This is a genomic window from Microcystis sp. LE19-8.1F, assembly GCF_027531715.1.
Lineage (GTDB): Bacteria > Cyanobacteriota > Cyanobacteriia > Cyanobacteriales > Microcystaceae > Microcystis > Microcystis wesenbergii_A.
In genome coordinates, this window is the sequence record NZ_JAPZSO010000027.1 from 18,480 (window position 1) to 40,706 (window position 22,227).

Here is a 22,227-nt window from a genome sequence, read left to right on the forward strand (position 1 = left end):
TAACGTTACCAAAGCCAAACCAATTACTTCCCCCTAACTAAATCTCAGTTAGGGGATTTTTTGGGGATTGTCAACGCTATCAACTTCTATTCCCAAATCTGACAGCTTAAATCGCCCGATTTTTGGGAAAGACGCAGATTTTCACCGTAATCGACGGGAACATCGATCACCGTAGGGACATCTTGCCGGAAAGCCTCCTCTAGGATCGGGATCAAATCCTGGGCAGATTCCACCCGATAGCCTTTTAATCCCATACTTTCAGCAAATTTAACAAAATCGGGATTACCAAACTTAATAAAAGAAGATGTCCCAAAATAGTTTAACTGCTTCCATTCGATTAAACCGTAACCGCCATCATTAAAGATGAGAGTGACGAAGGGAGTTCCCACCCGCAAAGCTGTCTCCAATTCCTGACAATTCATCATAAAACCGCCGTCCCCCGTCACCGCCACAATGCGCTTATCGGGATGAACTAACTTAGCGGCGATCGCACCAGGGATAGCAATACCCATAGCGGCGAAACCGTTAGAAATAATGCAAGTATTAGGACAATCGGAGTGATAATGGCGGGCCATCCACATTTTATGAGCGCCCACGTCACAAATAGCGATATCTTCCGGTCCCATTACCTGACGCAGATCGTAGATCAATTTTTGTGGCTTGATCGGAAAACCCGTATCATTGGCATAGGTTTCGTAATCGGCCCGAATTTCCGTCTTTAATGCTGCGGTGACAGGAGTTGGTTTATTCTGGCGATCGGCCCGTTTGAGGATATCGATGAGAGAATCGGTGATATCACCCACCACTTCCACTACCGGGGCATAACTGCTGTCAATTTCCGCCGGAGTCATGCCGATGTGAATAATCGGTAATTTCCCGTCTGGATTCCATTTTTTCGGGGAATACTCGATTAAATCGTAACCGACAGCGATAATTAAATCACTGCGATCGAAGGCACAACTAATCAAATCCCGTTGCTGTAATCCTACCGCCCAAAGAGCCAGAGGATGGGTATAGGGAATCACCCCCTTACCCATAAAAGTGTTAGCCACAGGGATATTCAAGGCCGTGGCGAATTCCGTTAAAGCCTCACTAGCATTAGCGCGAATTGCCCCATTTCCCGCCAAAATCAAGGGATTTTTGGCTTTAGAAATCACCGCCGCCGCCATATTCAAAGTCCGATAGGAAGCGTAAACTTTTTCCTGACTATCGAGGGGCAAGGGATGACCATCGGCAGCCATAGCGGCGATATTTTCGGGAAGATCGATATGAACTGCCCCCGGTTTCTCACTTTGGGCGGTTTTAAAGGCTCTCCGTACCACTTCTGGGGTGATACCCGGCCGGACGATCTGTTTATTCCATTTCGTCACCGGGGCGAACATGGCCACCAGATCCAGGTATTGATGAGATTCAATGTGCATCCGATCGGTTCCCACCTGGCCGGTGATGGCCACCAAGGGCGCCCCATCGAGGTTAGCATCGGCTACCCCTGTCATCAGGTTAGTCGCCCCCGGTCCTAAAGTGGAGAGACAAACCCCCGCTTTTCCCGTCAAGCGTCCATAGACATCGGCCATAAAAGCCGCGCCCTGTTCGTGACGGGTGGTGATAAATTTGATCGAGGAGTTTTTTAGGGCTTCCAAAACATCGAGGTTTTCTTCCCCGGGTAGCCCAAAAATATACTCGACCCCTTCATTCTCTAGACATTTAACTAGAAGTTCGGCTGTGTTTAATTCCCCCATAATTCCCTCCTGTAGAGCTTACTTCATCAGTCAAGTCTCTAGAGATAGTTCATCCCGGCGGATTGAGGTTGTTGCGCTCAACTCGTCGGGATGATATCAGTAGACTATATGTACCAATGCAGCTGAATAAAATTTTGTTTAAGTCTATCCATATATCATTGTGACTTAGATCTTGACCTTTGGCAGATTATTTATTAGCACAATTGGGGGGAATTTTTTTTAGGCCGTTAATTCTTCGGCGGCGTGGGCTAGTTGGGCGGCGACTTTGGCTAAATAGGGACGACTTAACCACCAGATAAAGGGGGACAGCCAACCCCGCAGGGTGACAGAATAGGAAATATAAGTACCACAGAGGGTTGATTCCACTTGGTAGGTCATTTTCTGTTCCATGCCGGGGATAGCGAGAACTCTGAGGCTGAGGAGTTCCCCGGGACGGACATTTTCCACGAAAACCCGGATAGGAATGGGAGTCAGACGGGTGACAGCTTGATAGATTAACCCCGGTTTAGCGATTAAACCCAAGGGAACATCAGCCTTGGCAATCAAAGGATGCCAAGAGACATCGGCCACATTGATTAATTTTTGCCAGAGGACATCGACGGGGGCGCTACTGACCACCCGATAGGTTTTGTAGAGTGAAAACTTACAGAATAGTCTGCCTTTTGCCGCTACAATCCTTAAGGAAAAATTGAGAATCACCGATTGCCTCCCGCAAAAATAATCCAGGGAGTTTTCTATTGTAAGGGCTGCATCCCCCATTTGCAGAAATACCGACAATCAGCAATTATCAGTGACTCTTAAATTGGTACAAAAAATCTGCACAATCGCGTGTAAGCATCTGACAGTTAATCTAATGCGCGCTGGGGTTTGGGGGGGTAGAACCCGCCAAAAGCATGGATTGAGTGATAAAATCGCAAGTAATGCCCAATTTTAGCCGAGAGTTTCCTCTTAAAAATCCCAACTTAGTAGATTGACAAAAATTAGATGCAGCCTTCGGTAAGTAAAACGACGAATGACTTAACGGCGTACTCATACCAAATCCGTTGAGTATGGGCTACATATCAGGACAGGCAAAAGGCAACCCCCCCCGACCCCCCGACATCGGGGGGGTCGGGGGGCAAGGGGGGGTAGGGAGAATAAATAATCAGTTTTTAATAACCGGATTTGATATAAATAGGGTTGGCTGAATATCAGTGTCAGCCTTTCTAGAAAAGGTTTTGGGGACTTTTGGGGCAAAAAAAGTGCAAGAAACAAACGTTGAGAAATCGAAATAGGAATCACTAGCATCCTCTGACAATATTTCCTGATTGTAGTGGTTATAAAAATATTCAGAGTCCATACTTTGATGGGCTAGATCCTAATTGATGTTGGCTATGGTTTTATTACTCATCTAACAGCGAAAGACATCCGATAAGAGTTCACTCTCGGCAGTTACGGTTAATTTTATTGAACTGAATAATCCCCATCCTTATCTGCGGTGAGGATGTGAATGTAGCTCATGATTGCAACAAACGCTATATACTAGACTGAAAGTAATCTTAAATTGAGTGACCTAGCCCTATTTTTTATCTAAAAGAGACAATAATGCTTAATCCCTATCCCATAAAAAAAGAAACGGCTAGTTTAATCACCAGAGATGGAATTAGTTTAGCTGCCGATATTTATCGTCCCGATAGTCGGGAATCTTTTCCCATTTTACTAATGCGACAACCCTACGGAAAAGCGATCGCTTCTACGGTGGTTTATGCCCATCCTAGCTGGTATGCACGTCAGGGTTATATTGTGGTAATTCAGGATGTCCGGGGACGGGGAAACTCGACGGGAAATTTTAATTTATTTGCCCATGAAATTAGCGACGGATTAGAAACCATTGAATGGGTTTTAACTATTCCTAATAATACGGGTGTGGTGGGAATGTATGGTTTTTCCTATCAGGGAATGACCCAATTATACACGGCTGTCAATGGTCATGGTGCTTTAAAAACTATTTGCCCAGCGATGATTGCTCACGATTTATATCGAGATTGGGGCTATGAAAATGAAGCCTTTAATTTACAATATAATCTCGCTTGGGCAATACAATTAGCAGCGGAAACAGCTAGATTAAAAGGGGAGGAAACTGCCTATCAAAAACTCTGGGTAGCTTCTCGAAATTTACCCCTTTTTGATCCTATTGCTGCCTCTCCTCAGATTCTGCAAGATTTAGCCGCCGATTCTTTTTATCACGATTGGATTACTCGTTATCTTCCCGATGACTATTGGCAAAATTTATCACCGCAACACCTTTTAAAAAATATCGATTTACCGATGTTACATATCGGGGGGTGGTTCGACCCTCATCTCCGGGGAACTTTGAGTTTATACCAAGAAATGCAAGCGCGTTCTATCTATCCCCAACGGCTAATTATTGGTGCTTGGACTCATCTACCCTGGGGGAGAAAAGTAGGAGAGATAGATTATGGTCAACAGGCAATTAGTCCTGTGGATAAAATGCAGCTGCAATGGTTTGATTATTTCTTAAAAGGTCAGGAAACGGAGTTATTAAAAAATCCTCCCGTGTATCTATTTCAAATGGGGTCTAATCAATGGCGATATCTGGAGAAGTTTCCCACAGCAAATCAGCAAATTTATTATCTTGCTAGTCAAGGTTTAGCCAATCTGCGCGAGGATGAGGGGAAATTAAGCGCGATTTTGTTAGAACCTGCGATCGAGGATACCATCGTTCACGATCCTTGGCGACCGGTCCCATCTTTAGGAGGTCATAGCGCCCTACCGGGGGGAATATTCGACCGCACCATGCTAGACTGTCGCAGTGATGTGATTACCTACACTTCTCTCCCCCTAGAGAAGGATTTAACGATTTTGGGTAGTCCCCGTCTGGATTGTTATTGTCAAGCAGATGCGGTTAGTTTCGATATCTGCGCGGTGGTTTCTCAAGTTACCCCCGATGGTCGAGTTTTTAATATCACTCAGGGTTATAAACGGGTAAATAATCCCGAATCGCCCCTAAATATTGCCCTACAGGCCACTTTTATCACTATTCCTCAAGGTCATAGCTTGCGTTTAAGTCTGAGTGCCTCTTGCTTTCCTGCACATCCCGTCAATGCGGGGACGGGCAGCTATCCCCACCAGAGTCGAGCGATCGATTTTTCCATTATCACAATTAAGGTTTTTTGTCAAGGAAATTTTCCTGCAAAATTGCTATTACCTTTAGTCGGGGAAAGCTAAACCGCTGCGGGGATCGCGAATGTATAAACCTAACACCAGCGAGGAGATAACCGTATCCCAGACGGGGGTGAATTTTTCCGCATCATCGACCCAATAATCCATAGTAATTAAACATTGAACACCGGAACCAATACCCACGGCAATACGCGAATAAGCTGGCCGATTTTCTTGAGGGTCGATGAATTGAATTTGCACCCAAACAATGCGCGCAGTTTGGCGTTTTTCTTGGATAACTTCGCCGATTTCGTGAGGATTACGGCTATCTTCACGAGCTAATTTTTTGACCATTCCTTTTAGGGGTAATTCTTTCCAATCTCCGGGGGGAAGTAAATTATAGGAAACCTCTAAACGACAATCATCATCGGGGGGTTTTCTATCTAAAAAACGAAAGGAATTATCATCGGGTTCAAAATGCCAATCTTGAGGAACTTCAAAGCGAACTGCACCGCGACCAGCTACAAAAATACTGTTACCCGGACTAGATTTCCAGTTATGATCTGGATTTAAATCGAGGGTTTCTTTGATCCATTGCAGATTGTGTTTTTTGGACTTAGCCATAGGTATAATCCTGCGGTAAGAATCGAACTATAGCTATCATTATACAGGCTTTTTCCTGAGAATTAAATAGGGTGCATCTCACTGGCGTAAATCTACTAAGTTGGTATTTTTCAAGGGAAAATATCGGCTAAAATTGGGTGTTACTGCCAATTTTATCACTCAATCCCAGCTTTCGGGGAGTAGAACCCCCAAAGGCCACTTATAGATAGAAAAAAAGTCAAATTTTATCGGGGAATTGCCAGAAATTGACCGGGAGATAATTCGGCATTAACTAAAGACTTGATCGGGATTAATTTGACAGCACAAGCTTTTAATTCTGGTTGCAGGGAAATCGGACAAGCGGCCGGATGGGTGAGACTATTAGCCTCAGCATTTTCTGCCCATAAAGCCCCCCAGTGCATCGGCACAAAGACACAATTAGGAGCAATTGCTTTGGTAATTAAAGCGGGAAAACGGGCAAAACCGCGACGAGAACGCACCTCCACCCATTCCCCAGCTTCTATGCCCAATTTTGCCGCATCTTGGGGATGAATTTCCAGAAAAGGTGCGGGGTGCATTTTGACAATTTTCTCGATGCGGCCGGTGCGAGTTTGGGTGTGCCAGTGACCGTACAAACGCCCCACGGTCAACACTAGGGGATAATCATCGTCGGGGGGTTCCGCTAGACCTTTACTGTGGTAGGCGGCGAAAACAGCACGACCATCGGCAGTATTAAATTTACCATCGGTATAAAGGCGTTTTGCGGCTGTTTTTTGGCTTTTATGGTCATCTTTAACTAAATTACCCAGTAATTCCCCAGAATTAGCGGTTTTAGGGGCGGAAATTTCATCGATGGAATCGGGCCACTGGAGGGGAGTCTCGGCCAGGCGCTCATAATTAATCGCCGTCATATCACAAGGACGTTTATATGTCAAGCCAATAAACTCAGAATGTACCTCGGCCGAATCCTGAAAATTAAATTGTGCCTGAAACCCCAAACGGCGACCAACTTCGGCAAAAATTTGCCAGTCGGCCCTAGCTTGACCGACGGGAGGGCGAAAAGCCTTATTTAACGTCACCACGCGCTCAGAATTGGTCATTGTTCCCGTTTTTTCACCCCATTGGGCCGCCGGCAGTAATAAATGGGCGTAGGCGCTGGTTTCCGTGGGATAGTAGGCATCCTGATAAACAGTAAAAGGTGATTTTAACAGGGCCGCCTGGGTGCGTTTTAGATCAGGCATACTAACAGCCGGATTAGTAGCGGCAATCCAAAGCAATTTCACCTCTCCCGTCTCCAAACCAGTAATCATACTCCAAGCATCGCGACCGGGGACCGGAGAAATCCGGCCGGCAGGTAAACCCCAAGCTTGTTCCACTTCGGCCCGGTGTTGGGGATTTTTGACAGAACGATAACCGGGGAGAAGATGGCAGAGGCCGCCGGCTTCCCGTCCCCCCATGGCGTTGGGTTGTCCCGTTAGGGAAAAAGGACCGGCCCCCGGCCTACCGATATTAGCCGTCATTAGGTGTAAATTGATTAAAGTGCGGGCTTTGGCCGTGCCTTCCCTAGATTGATTGATACCCATCGACCAGAGGGAAAGCACTCTTTTCGATTCGGCCCAATAGCGGGCAGCCTGTTCTAAATCGTCGATGGGGATACCGCATTTATGCGCGACGATTTCCGGGGGATAATGGCGGATAATTTCGGCGTATTTGCGGAAATCCCTGGTGCATTTATCGATAAAATAGGTATCGATCGCCCCCCAATTCAGTAACAGGTGAGCAATCCCGTTAAATAGGTCAATATCGGTCCCGGGGTTAATGGCTAGGTGGAGATTAGCGGCCTCGGCAGTTTTGGTGCTGCGGGGATCAACGACGATTAATTTCGCTTGTTGGTTGCGTTTGAGATACTTGTGCAGACGGTTAAAGATGATGGGGTGACATTCGGCCGTATTTGTCCCCACCAAAAAGGCACAATCGGTTAATTCTAGGTCATCGTAACAGCAGGGGGGACCGTCGGATCCGAAACTGTCCAGATAAGCGGCCACGGCCGAAGACATACAGAGACGGGAATTAGCATCAAAGTTATTGACTCCCAGACAGCCTTTGACCAGTTTTTGGGCGATGTAGTAATCTTCGGTGTGAAATTGTCCCGAACCGTATAAACAGATACTTTCCTTTTCCCCCTGAGCGATTAGAGTTTGGATGCGGTTAACGATGCGATCGAGGGCTTCTTCCCAAGTACAAAGACGGAATTGCTCTTGGAGAGAATCGCGGATCATCGGGGTTTTGAGGCGATTTTTATCGATTGATTCCGCTACGGTGGCCCCTTTAACACAGACCATACCTTGACTGGAGGGGTGGGACTTGTCCCCGAAGACTTTCCATGCTTGTCCGGCCGACGCGGGGGGGGTGACTGTCAAACCACAACCTACTCCACAGTAAGGACATTGGGTTTTTGTAGATTCAGTCATAAGCGGTTGGTCTGATTAGTGGCGCTGTCTTTAGGCATACTAAGATAGTCGGCAGATTTTCTCGGCCAAATTGTAGTTATTAATACAATTTATTAGAAGCCTTAGCTAAATTGCCATTCTTGTGATGCAAATCGCGCATTAAAACTGGCTAGATAAAATTTGCTGATGGGTGCAGGGTGTGGGGTGTAGGGTGTAGGGTTTTATACTGTTGCCTGTTGCCTGTTGCCTGTTGCCTGTTGCCTGTTGCCTTTTGCCTCTTGCCTGATCTCAACAAGCAATTTCAATACTTAACAGCTTAAAAAGCATACACTTGTTCTCGTGTTGAAAAAGAATCGGGATAGGATAATAGTAGTCTCTAGGGTGCGGAAAAAGTTTTCAGCCAGTCATGACCTACGAACCTCTACATCATAAGTATCGTCCCCAAACCTTTGCCGATTTGGTGGGACAATCAGCGATCGCCACGACCCTGAGTAATGCCTTAATCAGTGAGCGAATCGCTCCTGCATACCTATTTACTGGACCCAGAGGCACGGGGAAAACCTCCTCGGCGCGAATTTTAGCCAAATCCCTTAACTGTCTGTCTAGTGACCATCCGACACCGATTCCCTGCGGTAAGTGTTCCGTCTGTCAAGCGATCGCCAATGGTTCCGCTTTAGACGTGATCGAAATTGATGCCGCTAGTAATACCGGTGTGGATAACATTCGGGAAATTATCGAGCGATCGCAATTTGCCCCCGTCCAATGTCGTTATAAAGTCTATGTCATCGATGAATGCCATATGCTCAGTACGGCGGCCTTTAATGCTTTGCTGAAAACTCTGGAAGAACCGCCGGATCGAGTGATTTTTGTGCTTGCTACCACCGATCCTCAGCGTGTCTTGCCTACCATCATCTCCCGTTGTCAACGCTTTGATTATCGCCGTATTGCTCTCGATGCGATGGTGGCACACCTGCAAAAAATCGCCCAAATAGAAGCGATCGATATTAACCTAGAAGCATTAACCCTTGTGGCTCAGATCGCTAACGGTGGTTTACGCGATGCCGAAAGTCTCCTCGATCAATTAAGTTTACTCGCAGGAACGATTACGGCCGAGCGAGTCTGGGATTTGGTCGGTGCAGTCCCCGAAAGAGACCTCTTAACCCTACTTAAAGTCATTCATGGCAATATTCCCGATCAAGTTATCGAACAATGTCGCCATCTGATGAATCGCGGTAAGGAACCTTTAATCGTCTTGCAAAATCTAGCGGGATTCTATTTAAACCTACTTTTAGCCAAAACCGCCCCTAATCGTCCAGAAATGGTCGCTGTCACTGCTCTCACTTGGCAGGAATTATGTACGGAAGCGCGTACTTGGTCTTTAGAGGAAATTCTCCGCGGTCAACAACTGCTTAAAGACAGCGAAACGCAACTAAAAAACACCACTCAACCCCGTCTCTGGTTAGAAGTCACTCTATTAGGACTGTTACCGCAAGCACAGGTGATTCCTCTAGTTGCCACGGTAGCGCCTTCCCGTCCCCAAACCAGCGTCGAGAGGCCCCCGGAAGTGATCACAGCGCCGGCGCCGGTTAATGAACCGATCAAACCGGCGGTTATCACCCCGACAACTAACGTCGCAGTGCCGAAAACTGAGGTTAAAACTGTTACCAGTGATGACAATCATGAACAAATTTGGCAGCAGGTTTTAGAAGTAATGGAACCCCCCACTACTCGCACTCTCTTGCGTCAGCACGGCAGTCTTTTTAATATGGAAGAATCGAGCGCTTATTTAAGCATATCTTCGGAACAATTATTAAAAATGGCCCGGCTACGATTGACTAATATTGAGTCAGCTTTCGAGGCAGTTTTTCAGCGCCGGATTAAAGTTCATTTACAGGTAGGTTCCGCCACTGCTGCCATGGCTGCGGAAGTTTCCCAATCCCCAGCGGCCAAGATGCAAGCATCACCGGAAACCGCACCAAACCCACCAATAACTCCCGAAAATAAAGTTATGACTGTGGTGGATATTCCCCCGGTCAAAGAAGCAATTATCGAGAAAAAAGAAGCAAAGATCACCGAAGCCAGAAACCCAAAAACTCCTAGCACAGAACTGCCACAAAAAATCTTAAATTTTGATTCATCTTTAGAGACATTAGATCAAGATGTAGATGTTAGCGAAATTTTGGCGGCCGCTCAAAAGTTAGCGAAATCTTTTGATGGTGAAGTGGTCAATATGGGTTATTCACTGCCGGAAAATTCGGCCGCAGAAACTAAAGTTAATAAGTCTGTGGAAAATATGACTATCGTGCGCGGGAGACCTGATGTTAACGAAATTTTAGACAGTTTGGAGGAGGACGAAGACCTGCCTTTTTAAAGCTATCTCAACGGCTTGTGCTAAACTGATAGGATATGCCACGTCTCAGGATTGGCTATTCTTGCTCAAATTCTAGCTACTAGACCTATGACACCCGAAACTAAGGCCAGAATCGATCAATTAGTCCAGAATAACAAAGTTCTTGTGTTCATGAAGGGCAATAAATTAATGCCTCAGTGTGGTTTCTCGAATAACGTCATACAAATTCTCAATATTCTGGGGGTTTCCTACGAAACTGTCGATATTCTGCAAGATCAGGAGTTAAGACAAGGAGTTAAGGAGTATTCCAATTGGCCGACTATTCCCCAAGTCTATATCAACGGTGAATTTATTGGCGGATCCGACATTATGATCGAACTCTATCAAAATGGGGAACTACAACAAATAGTCGAGGTAGCCTTAGCTTCCTAAAAATTTTCTAGGTTAGGTTAGCTATCCTAACCTAGTTTAAACCTACCAAACAGTAATCAGTGATCAGTAATCAGTAATCAGTGAAAAGACGGCAATTTTCTACTTAGGGTTTGCGGCAAAAAGTACGGGCGAAGCATTCGGGCAATAACCTATCGGTGAAACCGTAGATTTTCTATCCGAATGCTTCGCCCCTACAGGATGCGGAGTGATAACTGATAACTGATAACTGATAACAAATCCGTTTTTAATAGTGTGATTAACTCTCAAGTTATGAATTGTTTCTCCCTTCTCCCCACACCCTACACCCTACACCCCACTCTCCTATACCTTTTAAACAGGATTTAGTATCACTCCCCTTTAAAACTGTCCCTTGAATTGTTCTCTATCTTTTGCTACGAGGACACTTTGTTGGGGGATACCGATGTGAATTCCCTTCTCCTCAAAAGCAATTTTTAGACGACGACGATACTCTCTTTCTATATCCCATTGTCGTAATCTTTTGACGACAATTCTGAGCATAATTTCCATCCCCGTGTGAGAAACCCGACTAACACCAGCAACCTCCACGGGATTGATGATATCTTCTTGCCATTGTGGATCCACAGCCATATTTTCAGCGATGGCTGCCATTAAAGCGATCGCCACATCTGGCTCGGTCTGATAGGCGACTTCGATGGTAAAATCGACCCGCGCCCAATCTTTACTGAGGTTGTGTGCGATAATAATTTGGTTATGGGCAATAGTGATTAAACGTCCATCGTCGGCCCGCAATTGAGTCGCTCGCAAACTCATATTTTCCACCAAACCGATAAACTCCTGAAACTGGATTATATCACCGACAGTGTACTGATCTTCAAAGACAATCAGAAAACCGTTCATCCAATCTTTTAAAAGATCCTGAAAGGCAAAGGTGAGCAATGCTCCCACTAAACCGGCTCCCGTGAGTAAAAAGGCGAAAGAAAGACCCATCCAAGCTAAAAAAATCAAAATTCCTAGAAAAATAGCGATAAATGTGATAATTTCTCGCCAAACTTCTAATAAAGTTGGAGCGCGCAGAATCCTCCTTTCCAAATTTTCCGAAAAAACCGCTCCTTCCTCTACCCACTCCCGTAGTCTGGAATTAACGTAGAGATTAACCATATTGCTCACTGATGTCAGCAGCAACCAGATGATAAAAATCTGTAAAGGAATACGGATTATTCCGCGTCCTTCTAGCCTAGTTTCGGGAAATACATACAAAATCGCCGCTATTCCGGCAAACCAAAGCAGTATCAGTCCAATAAGAGCCAGTCTTTTCCAGAGAATATTTAGCGTTAGTTGTCGCTGAATATCGGCCTGTTGACGGAATTTAGAGGAATCTTCTAGAGAGGCTAAAATCGGTTCTTGGGAGCGATCTTTTCTGGGGGGGGAATTTATAGGTAAATTTCGATCGGATTGACTTTTAGCCTGTTTTTTGAGGAGATTGAAGCGATTTCTTAAACGTTTCTGCCACCAAATTGATACCCAGCTTAAGAAAATTAGCCCCAAAATAATTATAGTGGCAGTCATTACCTGTTGCCGACGAGGGGCGGGCTGACGTTCTTGCCAAGCTTGGATCAAAGCTGTTTGGATGATTTTAACCCATCTGTCCGCTAAATCGCCAACCGAAGAAGAATCGATCAGGGCATCAACTTCTGTCACTGTCAGAATTACCTGTTGCGGTAACTTCTGGTTATCCTTGGCCACAATCACGGTTAAATTATTGAGAGTCGCCGTACTTACTTGCAGGGTTGTCGGATCGAAACCCCGATTGATAATATTATTTAAACCTCTTTCAATGCTCCTAGCCCGTCTTTCTACCGGGGAGAGTTCCCGGGACTCAGAAGCGGTAAAATCTTGGGAGGCAATCTGAAATAAGGCAAATCCATCTAGATTCACGGAAGCATATTCTATATCCCCGGCTACAAAAATCCTTGTTCCCGTGGGAGATACAAATGGAACCAGAAAATTTTGGCCTAGGGATGGCGGAGAATTAAGAACAAAAATACTAACCAAGAGGCAACCCGCCAATCCTTGAATGACCAGATTGAAAATTTTTCCCCGTTGCCGTCGTCCCATTGCCCAAGTTTCCTTTTTGATTAACAATGATCTTGAGTCGCTTTCTCAGCTTATGACAGTTATCTTAAGGGTGAGATCAAAAGTTTTCGTTTTGGGGAGTCGTCGTCCCTCTCCCTTCTCCCCTCTCCCCACTGATTACTGATAACTGCAATCCCCAACCCCCAACATTAGTTAACTTCTCATGTCCAATATACCCCCACAGTGGCGCGAGGAAATAACCTCTTTACCCCCTTGGTTACGGCGTTCACTCGGCAAATCTAGCGAAATTTCCACGGTTCAGCGCATTATCAAACAAAGGAACATTCATACTATCTGCGAGGAGGGTCGCTGTCCCAATCGCGGCGAATGTTATGCCCAAGGTACGGCGACTTTTTTGTTGATGGGTCCCACCTGTACCCGGTCCTGTGGTTTTTGTCAAGTGGATAAGGGTCATGCACCCATGCCTCTCGATGTGGAGGAACCGCAAAAAGTAGCGGAAGCGGTGCAATTGTTAAATTTAAGTTACGTTGTCTTGACTTCTGTAGCCAGAGATGATATCGAAGACGGCGGGGCCGGTTGGTTTGTGCGGACGATGACAGCCATTCGCGAACTCAATCCCCACACTTTAATTGAAGTGTTAACCCCGGATTTTGCTGGAGGTAAGGGAAGTCAACAGGAACGGGTGGCGACGGTGGTAGGGGCAAAACCTGCCTGTTACAATCACAATATCGAGACGGTGCGCCGTTTGCAAGGACCGGTTAGACGCGGGGCTAAATACGATCGCTCTTTGGCGGTTTTGCGTTATGTTAAGGAAATCGATCGCTCAATTCCGACGAAATCTGGCCTAATGGTCGGTCACGGTGAGACAAAAGAGGAAATTATCGAGACTTTGGCAGATTTACGCGCAATCAACTGCGATCGAGTTACTATTGGTCAATATATGCGTCCTTCTCTGGAACATTTGCTCGTACAGAAATATTGGACTCCCTCAGAATTTAGCGAGTTAGGAGAAATTGCCCAAAAAATGGGTTTTTCTCAGGTTAGATCCGGACCCCTAGTCCGCAGTTCCTATCATGCGGGAGAGTAAATCAGTTATCAGTGATCAGTTATCAGTTATCAGTTATCAGTTATCAGATGTAAGTTTTAAGTTAATTAGTTAGTTATCATTATCTTTATCTTTATACCTGTTTACCGATTACTGTTTACTGATCACTGAAAAATCTTACCCACTTCCCTGATCAAGATGAATTTAGAAGCAATCATCCTAGAGGAAATTAAACAATCAGTAGCAGGTCGAATTAGCTTCGAGCGCTGGATGGATTTAGCTCTCTATCACCCCGATTATGGCTATTACACCTCTGGAAAAGTAGAAATTGGCTCAAAAGGAGATTTTTTTACTTCCTCGTCCCTAGGGGCAGATTTTGGCCAATTGTTGGCAGAGCAATTTGTCGAGATGGCGGAATTTTTAGGCAATTCGCCTGGATTTACTTTAGTGGAAGTGGGAGCAGGTTCGGGAATTTTAGCGAAAGATATCCTTGATTATTTAAGTGATAGCTATGCTGATTTTTATCAAAATCTCAGTTATATAATTGTCGAACAATCTCAGAAACTCAGGGAAAGACAACGGGCAACTTTAGCGGGATATTCCCCGGTATCTTGGCAAAGTTGGCAGGATTTAGCCGATAATTCCCTTGTGGGTTGTGTGTTTAGTAATGAGTTAATCGATGCTTTTCCTGTCCATCGAGTTGTGATCGAGTCAGGGGAATTGCGAGAAATTTATCTAGGATTGGGGGAACCTTTTCAGGAGATTATCGCAGATTTATCTACTGACAGAATCAAAGATTATTTTGATTTAGTGGGGATACATATTCCTTCCCCACTTTATCCGGAGGGTTATCAAACCGAGGTAAACTTATTAGCTTTAGACTGGTTAGAAACGGTTAATCGGAAACTCGATCGAGGTTATATCTTAACCATAGATTACGGTTACACTGCTGAAAAATATTATCATCCCCAAAGAAGTCAAGGAACCCTACAATGTTATCGACAACATCAGCGTCATGATCATCCTTATTTGTGGGTGGGGGAACAAGATATTACTACTCATGTGGATTTTACTGCTTTACAACGTCAAGGGGAGAAATTAGGCTTAAAAAATCTCGGTTTTACTCAGCAAGGATTATTTTTAATGGCTTTGGGATTAGGGGATAGATTAAATGAACTTTCTCAAGGAAAAATCGATATATTAACTATATTTCAGCGTCGAGATGCCTTACATCAATTAATCAATCCCACCGGTTTAGGAGGATTTGGAGTGTTAATTCAGGGGAAAGGAGTAGAGGAAAGAATACTTCAGGGATTAAGCAAATAACTAAAAAAAATAGGGCTGAATGCTGTTAACTTTCAGCCCCAAGAAATAATTAAGCTCCTACGGATTCTTTAGCCGCATACATTACCTCTAAAGTTATTTCACCAATACCTCGCTCCCGGGCAAATTTTTCGGTATTTCGTTTGACTTTACCCCGCACAAAACCGGGTATTTTCTGTAATTCTGCCGTCGCTTCCTTATTCCAATTTAGGTCAGAATCTGCCGAGATACCTTTAGTAATTACCTCTTTGGTATCATGACCACCGAATATCTCCAATAGGTGATCTTCCATACCCAAAGTAAAGGAATTATAGACCAAATCGGCGATCTGATTAGTGCCTTCGTAACCTAAGAAAGGTTTATAACCGAGGGGGAAATTTTGGATATGAATAGGTGCGGCAATTACTCCACAGGGAATATCTAAACGTTTGCCCACATGACGTTCCATTTGAGTACCAAATATCGCCGCCGGTTCCAACCGGGCAATAGCATCTCCTATCGCCCCATTATCATCACTAATTAACACTTCATCGCAATATTCACTCACTTGTTCCCGGAACCAATCCGCATCATACTTGCAATAAGTCCCCGCTAAAACCACATGGATTCCCATCTCTCTGGCGAGAATTTTTGTCATAGCGGCTGCGTGGGTATTATCACCAAAAACCACCGCTTTTTTCCCGGTTAAATTCTGACAGTCAATGGAACGAGAAAACCAAGCAGCTTGGGAGATATGCAGAGTTTGTTCATTGATAAAATCTTCGTAATCTACTGCTGCACCTTGGGGATTAATTACCTCTTGGATTTTGCGAATACAGCGCGCTGTTTCCACCACTCCCATGGGGGTAATATCAACGTAGGGCATAGCGAATTCGTTTTCGAGATATTTGGCTGTCATTAATCCCACTTCTCGATAGGGAACCAGATTAAACCAAGCGCGGGGCAGATTTTTTAAGTTGTCCACCGAGGCTGCTTCGGGGAGAATTTCATTAACTTCAATGTCCAAATCTGCCATTAACCGCTTTAATTCTGTGCGATCATGTTGGTTATGGAAACCGAGGGTGGTAATACCAATAATATTAACCGAAGGTTTAGGAGTTTTCTGGGAGATAATTTCCCCTTTTCTCTGGGCCTTATCGAGATAATACTTGATAATTTGATAGAGGGTTTTATCGGCCGCTTGTAGTTCATTATAGCGATAGTGGTTGACATCGGCCAGCAGCACATCTCCTTGGGCATCCTGTCGCGCTCTTTCGACAAAGTTTTGTAAATCCTCTTGGAGAATACTGGAGGTACAGGTGGGGGTTAAAACGATTAAATCGGGACTTTCTTCGCGATCTTTGCGAACAATATTATCGACGACTTTTTCTTGGGAACCCCGGGCTAAAACATTACGATCGACAATACTAGCAGTGACGGGGGTAAAATTACGCTCCCTTTCCAACATCGAGCGCATGACGTTAAAATAATCGTCTCCCAGAGGAGCGTGCATGATAGCATGAACATTTTTAAAGGAACTGGCGATCCTTAAAGTGCCAATATGAGCGGGACCCGCATACATCCAATAGGCCAATTTCATAGAGGGTTCTCCTACAGTCAGACTTTTTTGATTGTCTCAGACTTTACGGATTTAGGAGTGAACGCTTAACGGAAGATTACAAAAAGTCCCCATGCAGATTAAGTATCTTTTTGGGGAAAAATGACACAAATATTAATATTAACTTTTTTAACAATTTATGTCATTAGGGACAAAATTTCTTTACCGACCGCTTGGTAACAAAGCCAACCGAAATTGGCCCGGGAGTCGGGATAATCTTTGACGATGACTCCTTTTTCGGCCGCTCGTTCAAAAGCAACTAAACGGGGAATTTCTCGCTTAAATACGGGTAATTTTGCTTCTTCTAGAGCTTTCCGCGCTTCTCGTCCTGTTTTTGTCCGTGAATCCACTTGGGTTAAAAGAACTCGATAATTATCGGTCATCGTGGACAGCAATTCTACCGCTTTAATCGCGACATCGATATCGAGATGATTGGGAGTGGTGGGTAGGATTAATAAATCGCTGCCCTGAGCTAAATCTTTTAACTCGTCTGGCTCTGGCCGGGCCTGGGTATCGACGATAATATGAGTGTATTGTTTCACCAGTCCCGTCGCTCCAGCTTGGGACGCTACCATAAAAGGAAGGGTATCTTCCCGGGACCAATGGAGAGCCGAACGATTTTTATCCGCATCGATCAATAAGGTGGGCGCTTTTTCTTGAAAATAGGCGGCCAGATGAATCGATGTGGTGGTTTTCCCGACCCCTCCCTTCAGTGCTACGACGGAAATAATCATGAACGGCTCGATCGAATAAGTGAGTATTTTCTAGTGTACTCCCAGACGGACTGAAAACCGTCTAAGTTTCCCCCCAGAAAGGCTATCTGTCGGGATTCTTGATTTTTGAGCGTGGCTCTCTCGAAATTATGGTGTAAAGTGTTTCTTAATGTTAGATTTTGGGCCGATGCCCTCCCGAGCGATCACTTTTTCCGCTCACCAAAAGTACGGGAGAGTCTTCAATGTTGAACCAATTCTTAGCAATAGCGATCGCTTTCATGATTGGGTTAACTGGGGAATTAGTCCTCTCTTTACCCGCTACTCGTTTATCCGATCGAGAAATCTCCCAACAATTACAGACTATCCCGGGCTGGCAGTTACGAGATCAACGGATTGAAAAAACTTTTAAATTTAACAATTTTATCGAAGCGATCGCTTTTGTTAATCGTTTAGTTACTCCGGCTGAATCCCTAGGCCATCATCCTGATATTACCATCAATTACAATCGCGTCACCCTTTCCCTAACTACCCATGACCTGGGAGGTTTAAGTAACTTAGATTTTGATTTAGCTCAACAAATCGATCGCCTGATTCCCTAGTTTTAAATCAGCTTTAACGCACACATCTATTATCTTGGCGAATATCCCAACTACCATCAACACGGAATAAAAATAAACAGCGTTTGTCGGGTGTACCGGGAGCAACTAAAGTAATTCTGCCTAACTGTCCCCAAGAACCGCCTAAACCCCCCCTTGTATCGGCCCAACTAGCGCGATAAATTGTACCTTGATTACCCGCCGGTCCACTAACTCGGCGTAGGGTAGAATTATTAGTATCGATGCTAACGCCGCGAGTGATGGGAGTCCAATCGGTGACATTTTCACACTCGTCCCCCTGCACTTTTGCCACTTTAATCTGTTCGGTTTCACTTTCTGCCATGCACAAAGATAGGGGATAAGAACCTTCTCCCATGGCTTGATAACGGGTATTTTTCCACTGTTGTGATATTTCAAAGGTGGCGATATTTAAGCGAATCCAAGCCATTAAACGCTGATAAACAGAAAGGGCAATGGTTAAGAGAATTCCTAATAAAATTATGGTAACTAACATCTCTACTTGAGTTAAGCCAGAGGTGGATTTTTGCCGATCAAAAAGCTGTAAATTGCGAAAAGTATTGGAAGAAAGGTCGAAGACATTCATGAGCCTCATCTTGCCTTTTTATTTTCAATAAATTATGTAATTAACAAGGAGCAACAATTAATTTGCTCTAGGATAATCCACATAATTTCTTGCTGTTATTACGGACAAAATTGACGGTGATCGCTATTTTTTTCTGATACTGGCAAAAAAGTTATTTTTAGGTAAAAATGAGCTAAATAAAAGTAATTTACCAGTTTTTTTGGTTAATTCAGTTTATTTGCCCTGTTTATATGGCAAAATTTCCCGCTAACGAATAAATCCCAATTGTCGTCTGGCCTCAAATAATCCGATCGCCACACTAACGGAAAGATTTAAACTTCTCACCCCCGGTTCTGCCATGGGAATATAAACCGTGTCATCGCACTTATTTAATAAATCTGCCGGAATACCGTCGGTTTCACTGCCAAAAAGTAGCCAATCTCCGCTTTGATAGCTGTATTCCACATAACTGCTGCTGCCGCGCACAGTAAACCCGATCGTCCGTCCCCCGCTCTTTTGTTGATATGCACAGAAATTATCAATTGTCAAGTGGTACATGAGTTTTACATAAGGCCAATAATCTAAGCCGGCGCGCTTCAGATAGCGATCGCTAATTTCAAAACCCAAGGGACCAACTAAATGCAATTCTGTCCTCGTTGCGGCGCAAGTACGGGCAATATTCCCCGTATTTGGCGGAATTTGCGGATTGATTAAAACCACTCGTAAAATCGGTTCAGTCATCATTTATCAGTCATCAGTCATCAGTTATCAGCTTCTGAAGGCAAGAGGCAACAGGCAAGAGGCAAAAGACAGAATCTGACAATTCTCCTACCTAAAAAGAAGGTTAGAAACTAAGCACATCAAAGCTTTTAGCTTAACCAATTAGGTCTTAGATTCGGTCGAGTGATCAGTCCACTGTTTACAGCAAAAAACTCCCCACCTCTCAATTTATAATTCATAATTTATAATTTATAATTCCCACTTCCCATCTCCCTTGGGTGAGGACTAACTATACTGGATTCTGCCCCACCCCAGTCAAACTTATTTTAAATTGGCATAACTATCCATACTCAACGGGACTAAATCGCCATGGATAGTCAAACCTAACAACATTGTTTCATTAGCGGGGATTAAATTACCTGTAAGAGCGCAAATCTCATTTTTTCTAGCTGTAGCGTTAAATACTGCCCTTATATCACCAGCACAAAACTGAGGTCGATAATCTCCTGATTTTTGCTGAACGAAATTCCATAAGACATCGCGAATGAGTGCTTGATAACCTTGATTGCCGGAAATCTCTTTCAGCTTGTCCTTGAGGACTCTTTCCAGACGAATGCTGGTGACTTCCATATCGGTGGTGGTGGTGCGTGTGATTGTCCGCATAATTTTTCTCTCCCGAATACTAAACCTATTGGTGTTACAAGTGTAGTATAAGAAAGATACCTTTAACAAGCACAACCGGCGAAACCGTGACCTCTGCTGCTCTTTTATTGTTACCTCTAAGGAGAAACCGCATCTAGTCAGAATCCTATTTTGCTGCTAGAAAAAACATTGCTTAACTCTGAAACGTGATTGCTATCTGAATCTTACCTGAAGGCATAACTTAATATAATAATTTCCTTCTTCCTGATATATAGTTCCATAATCATGTCTTGTTCTACTAGGTACATCCAGCTTAGTTTGAGTAAAAAGACAATCTTCAAAAGTTTTCCTATCTAACAAATAATAGGAAAGAACTTCACCATTTTTTGTGACCACTAAAAATCCATTAGGTGTATTATCTTTTTTCCAATCTTCCGAAGCTTTTAATCCTAAGGTTATATCAGTTAAAAAGTTTTTTATCTTTCTCTCATAAATTTCTCCGACATTTTGCAGTTCATAGCCACAGGGATTATCCATTGTCATTTTTTCGTGCAATTTTATTATACTTTTATTATTTTCACCACTATAAGCATTTAGCAGTAAGTTCGCCACAATAATTGGCATACTATCATCTATCAGGATGAGATTTCTATAAAAAGTGTTAGTAAACTCTCTGGTTTTTAACTCGTCAAATACTATTTGACACTGGCCTCTAATTGTTATTAAAATTTTTGTTGCTGATTTCAACTCTTTCAACTTTAGAATATCAAGATTATTATTGCTTTCAATCCTATAAATGAAAACCGTTCTTCTACCAGCATTAAAAATTGTTGGTGGTTGACCTAATTTAGATTTGATTGAGAAACTGAAATTGTCATGCTGATCTCTTTTTGTATCAATAATTCCAATTTATATATCTTTAACATTTATTGAATCTTGTTTAATAGTTTGACAATTGATACTTTTGAGGAAATCTTCGATGGCTGGAATAGAAAAACTCCTTCCTTGACTATTTATAATAGCTTTAAATATGTCATTTGCTTTATCAATGAAATCCTGAACAGAAATTCTTTGATCGATGCAATTACTTCTTTTAATGACGATTTCAGAGAGATTTTTTTCTAATTGAAATTCTACTTTTTCTAGGTTCTCATAGTGAAAAATTCTGCTTATATAAAAGAAATCTGAAAGTTTTTGAAAACCCGCATCACCTTTATAAAGTTTTTTTGCCCCAACAAGTAAAATAATACATAAACTTCAGTCCATTCTCTCTTATTATAGCTGCGATAATTCATGGTGTTTTTTCAATTATGTGAATAACTCTAATTGTTTTCCTTGCCAGTCTGTAAATTTAACATTTACATTTGATTCCTTCGATAAATCTAAAGCTTTAATCACCTCTTTTGCCACTGCTTTTACCACGGGAATAGCCACAGAATTACCGAACTGTTTATAAGCTTGGACATCGCTAACAACAATCCGAAAACTATCGGGAAATCCCTGTAATCTTGCCCATTCTCTGGGGGTCATTCTGCGGACGAATAATTTATTTACCTCTCCCTTAATGCGAGTAACCGAAGTAAAATTAGTCAGTCTTTGATCGATAACTAAATTTCTTTCTTTTCCCATACCTCCCACTACAATAGCATTAGCGATACCATCGGGAGAAATAATCTCATAACCGAACCCATTACCTTTATTTTCGTTTCTGGCCCTGTGTTTAAACAAGGTTTCTAAATACTGATTAGAGAGATAATATTTAACGCTGACTTCCTTTTCTTCTAGGATATCTTTGAGACAAGTTTCTTGATGGGTTGGTTGGGGATAGGAAAAATGGTAAATATTTAAATCCTCTCGAAAACCGACGATAAAAATTCGGGGACGGTTTTGAGGAACCCCAAAATATCTGGCATTTAAAATCTGGGGACTAGGGACAAAATAATGGAAATCCTTTTCTAGTATATCTAAAATAGTTTTTAAAGTTTTCCCTCGATCGTGGTGAACTAAACCCTGGACATTTTCTAAGATAAAAGCTTTCGGTTTCTTTTCGTGTAAGATCCGGGCAACTTCAAAAAATAAGGTTCCGCGTGCATCTTCAAAACCGTGTTTTCTGCCGGCGATACTAAAGGCTTGACAGGGAAACCCGCCGCATAGTATATCATGATCGGGGACAGTTTTTACCTCTAATTTTCTGAT

General features: G+C 43.4%; 17 protein-coding genes and 1 pseudogene. 6 read left to right on the forward strand and 12 right to left on the reverse strand.

Annotated elements, in window-relative coordinates:
- Window positions 1-86: 86 nt before the first annotated feature.
- Both O9334_RS03445 and O9334_RS03450 read right to left on the reverse strand, forming a co-directional pair.
- The gene (locus O9334_RS03445) at window positions 87-1,739 is read right to left on the reverse strand and encodes an acetolactate synthase large subunit (protein ID WP_287999367.1); all 1,653 of its coding nucleotides are present in this window, start codon (window positions 1,737-1,739) and stop codon (window positions 87-89) included.
- A 219-nt stretch (window positions 1,740-1,958) separates the two neighbouring features.
- Window positions 1,959-2,438, reverse strand: coding sequence for a hypothetical protein (locus tag O9334_RS03450; protein ID WP_002735718.1), 480 nt, complete (start codon window positions 2,436-2,438; stop codon window positions 1,959-1,961).
- Window positions 2,439-3,323: 885 nt separating this feature from the next.
- Here O9334_RS03450 and O9334_RS03455 point away from each other — a divergent pair.
- A complete protein-coding gene (locus O9334_RS03455; RefSeq protein ID WP_045359076.1) occupies window positions 3,324-4,967 on the forward strand; it encodes a CocE/NonD family hydrolase in 1,644 nt (547 codons plus the stop codon).
- Here O9334_RS03455 and O9334_RS03460 read toward each other — a convergent pair.
- Both O9334_RS03460 and O9334_RS03465 read right to left on the reverse strand, forming a co-directional pair.
- Window positions 4,950-5,525: an Alr1449 family protein gene (locus tag O9334_RS03460; protein WP_012266834.1), complete on the reverse strand. Its 576-nt coding sequence runs from the start codon at window positions 5,523-5,525 to the stop codon at window positions 4,950-4,952. The two genes, O9334_RS03455 and O9334_RS03460, sit on opposite strands and share 18 nt — an antisense overlap.
- A gap of 224 nt (window positions 5,526-5,749) precedes the next feature.
- Window positions 5,750-7,975 (reverse strand): molybdopterin oxidoreductase family protein, encoded by a 2,226-nt coding sequence (locus tag O9334_RS03465; protein WP_287999383.1) that lies wholly within the window; start codon window positions 7,973-7,975, stop codon window positions 5,750-5,752.
- A 385-nt stretch (window positions 7,976-8,360) separates the two neighbouring features.
- Here O9334_RS03465 and O9334_RS03470 point away from each other — a divergent pair, with 385 nt between their 5' ends.
- Window positions 8,361-10,325, forward strand: coding sequence for a DNA polymerase III subunit gamma/tau (locus O9334_RS03470; protein ID WP_045359074.1), 1,965 nt, complete (start codon window positions 8,361-8,363; stop codon window positions 10,323-10,325).
- 87 nt (window positions 10,326-10,412) lie between these two features.
- A complete protein-coding gene (grxD, locus tag O9334_RS03475; protein WP_002780647.1) occupies window positions 10,413-10,736 on the forward strand; it encodes a Grx4 family monothiol glutaredoxin in 324 nt (107 codons plus the stop codon).
- A gap of 357 nt (window positions 10,737-11,093) precedes the next feature.
- On the opposite strand, the gene O9334_RS03480 is transcribed toward grxD, so the two are convergent.
- Entirely contained in the window at window positions 11,094-12,833 is a 1,740-nt protein-coding gene (locus tag O9334_RS03480) for a mechanosensitive ion channel family protein (protein ID WP_045359109.1), read from the reverse strand.
- A 181-nt stretch (window positions 12,834-13,014) separates the two neighbouring features.
- On the opposite strand from O9334_RS03480, the gene lipA reads away from it, so the two are divergent.
- Window positions 13,015-13,899, forward strand: a complete 885-nt coding sequence (lipA, locus tag O9334_RS03485) for a lipoyl synthase (RefSeq protein ID WP_045359071.1) — start codon at window positions 13,015-13,017, stop codon at window positions 13,897-13,899.
- A 156-nt stretch (window positions 13,900-14,055) separates the two neighbouring features.
- The gene (locus tag O9334_RS03490; RefSeq protein WP_045359069.1) at window positions 14,056-15,183 is read left to right on the forward strand and encodes a class I SAM-dependent methyltransferase; all 1,128 of its coding nucleotides are present in this window, start codon (window positions 14,056-14,058) and stop codon (window positions 15,181-15,183) included.
- A 49-nt stretch (window positions 15,184-15,232) separates the two neighbouring features.
- Here O9334_RS03490 and bchB read toward each other — a convergent pair whose 3' ends face one another.
- Both bchB and O9334_RS03500 read right to left on the reverse strand, forming a co-directional pair.
- Window positions 15,233-16,759, reverse strand: a complete 1,527-nt coding sequence (gene bchB, locus O9334_RS03495) for a ferredoxin:protochlorophyllide reductase (ATP-dependent) subunit B (RefSeq protein WP_287999389.1) — start codon at window positions 16,757-16,759, stop codon at window positions 15,233-15,235.
- A gap of 155 nt (window positions 16,760-16,914) precedes the next feature.
- Window positions 16,915-17,511 (reverse strand): nucleotide-binding protein, encoded by a 597-nt coding sequence (locus O9334_RS03500; protein WP_045359064.1) that lies wholly within the window; start codon window positions 17,509-17,511, stop codon window positions 16,915-16,917.
- Between the two features lie 221 nt (window positions 17,512-17,732).
- Between O9334_RS03500 and O9334_RS03505 the strand changes: the two genes are divergently transcribed.
- Complete coding sequence (locus O9334_RS03505) at window positions 17,733-18,089, forward strand: 4a-hydroxytetrahydrobiopterin dehydratase (RefSeq protein WP_045359062.1); 357 nt, start codon at window positions 17,733-17,735, stop codon at window positions 18,087-18,089.
- A 13-nt stretch (window positions 18,090-18,102) separates the two neighbouring features.
- Here the strand turns inward: O9334_RS03505 and O9334_RS03510 are convergent, their stop codons facing one another.
- The 5 genes and pseudogenes from O9334_RS03510 to O9334_RS03530 form a co-directional block, all read right to left on the reverse strand.
- Entirely contained in the window at window positions 18,103-18,690 is a 588-nt protein-coding gene (locus O9334_RS03510) for a prepilin-type cleavage/methylation domain-containing protein (protein ID WP_287999392.1), read from the reverse strand.
- Between the two features lie 246 nt (window positions 18,691-18,936).
- Window positions 18,937-19,410: a tRNA (cytidine(34)-2'-O)-methyltransferase gene (locus O9334_RS03515; protein ID WP_287999395.1), complete on the reverse strand. Its 474-nt coding sequence runs from the start codon at window positions 19,408-19,410 to the stop codon at window positions 18,937-18,939.
- A gap of 300 nt (window positions 19,411-19,710) precedes the next feature.
- Window positions 19,711-20,052 (reverse strand): hypothetical protein, encoded by a 342-nt coding sequence (locus O9334_RS03520; protein WP_045359060.1) that lies wholly within the window; start codon window positions 20,050-20,052, stop codon window positions 19,711-19,713.
- A gap of 192 nt (window positions 20,053-20,244) precedes the next feature.
- A pseudogene (locus O9334_RS03525) lies at window positions 20,245-21,279 on the reverse strand (HpaII family restriction endonuclease).
- A 60-nt stretch (window positions 21,280-21,339) separates the two neighbouring features.
- Window positions 21,340-22,227: DNA cytosine methyltransferase (locus tag O9334_RS03530; protein WP_287999399.1), on the reverse strand; the 888-nt coding region annotated here is incomplete at its 5' end.

Excerpts from the sequence above, each read along its gene's own strand:
- O9334_RS03515 (WP_287999395.1), bottom strand. The coding sequence starts at position 19,410 with ATGACTGAACCGATTTTACGAGTGGTTTTAATCAATCCGCAAATTCCG.
- lipA (WP_045359071.1), top strand. The coding sequence starts at position 13,015 with ATGTCCAATATACCCCCACAGTGGCGCGAGGAAATAACCTCTTTACCC.
- O9334_RS03465 (WP_287999383.1), bottom strand. The coding sequence starts at position 7,975 with ATGACTGAATCTACAAAAACCCAATGTCCTTACTGTGGAGTAGGTTGT.
- O9334_RS03460 (WP_012266834.1), bottom strand. The coding sequence starts at position 5,525 with ATGGCTAAGTCCAAAAAACACAATCTGCAATGGATCAAAGAAACCCTC.
- O9334_RS03500 (WP_045359064.1), bottom strand. The coding sequence starts at position 17,511 with ATGATTATTTCCGTCGTAGCACTGAAGGGAGGGGTCGGGAAAACCACC.
- grxD (WP_002780647.1), top strand. The coding sequence starts at position 10,413 with ATGACACCCGAAACTAAGGCCAGAATCGATCAATTAGTCCAGAATAAC.
- O9334_RS03470 (WP_045359074.1), top strand. The coding sequence starts at position 8,361 with ATGACCTACGAACCTCTACATCATAAGTATCGTCCCCAAACCTTTGCC.
- O9334_RS03490 (WP_045359069.1), top strand. The coding sequence starts at position 14,056 with ATGAATTTAGAAGCAATCATCCTAGAGGAAATTAAACAATCAGTAGCA.
- bchB (WP_287999389.1), bottom strand. The coding sequence starts at position 16,759 with ATGAAATTGGCCTATTGGATGTATGCGGGTCCCGCTCATATTGGCACT.
- O9334_RS03480 (WP_045359109.1), bottom strand. The coding sequence starts at position 12,833 with ATGGGACGACGGCAACGGGGAAAAATTTTCAATCTGGTCATTCAAGGA.
- O9334_RS03505 (WP_045359062.1), top strand. The coding sequence starts at position 17,733 with ATGTTGAACCAATTCTTAGCAATAGCGATCGCTTTCATGATTGGGTTA.
- O9334_RS03510 (WP_287999392.1), bottom strand. The coding sequence starts at position 18,690 with ATGAATGTCTTCGACCTTTCTTCCAATACTTTTCGCAATTTACAGCTT.
- O9334_RS03455 (WP_045359076.1), top strand. The coding sequence starts at position 3,324 with ATGCTTAATCCCTATCCCATAAAAAAAGAAACGGCTAGTTTAATCACC.
- O9334_RS03445 (WP_287999367.1), bottom strand. The coding sequence starts at position 1,739 with ATGGGGGAATTAAACACAGCCGAACTTCTAGTTAAATGTCTAGAGAAT.
- O9334_RS03520 (WP_045359060.1), bottom strand. The coding sequence starts at position 20,052 with ATGCGGACAATCACACGCACCACCACCACCGATATGGAAGTCACCAGC.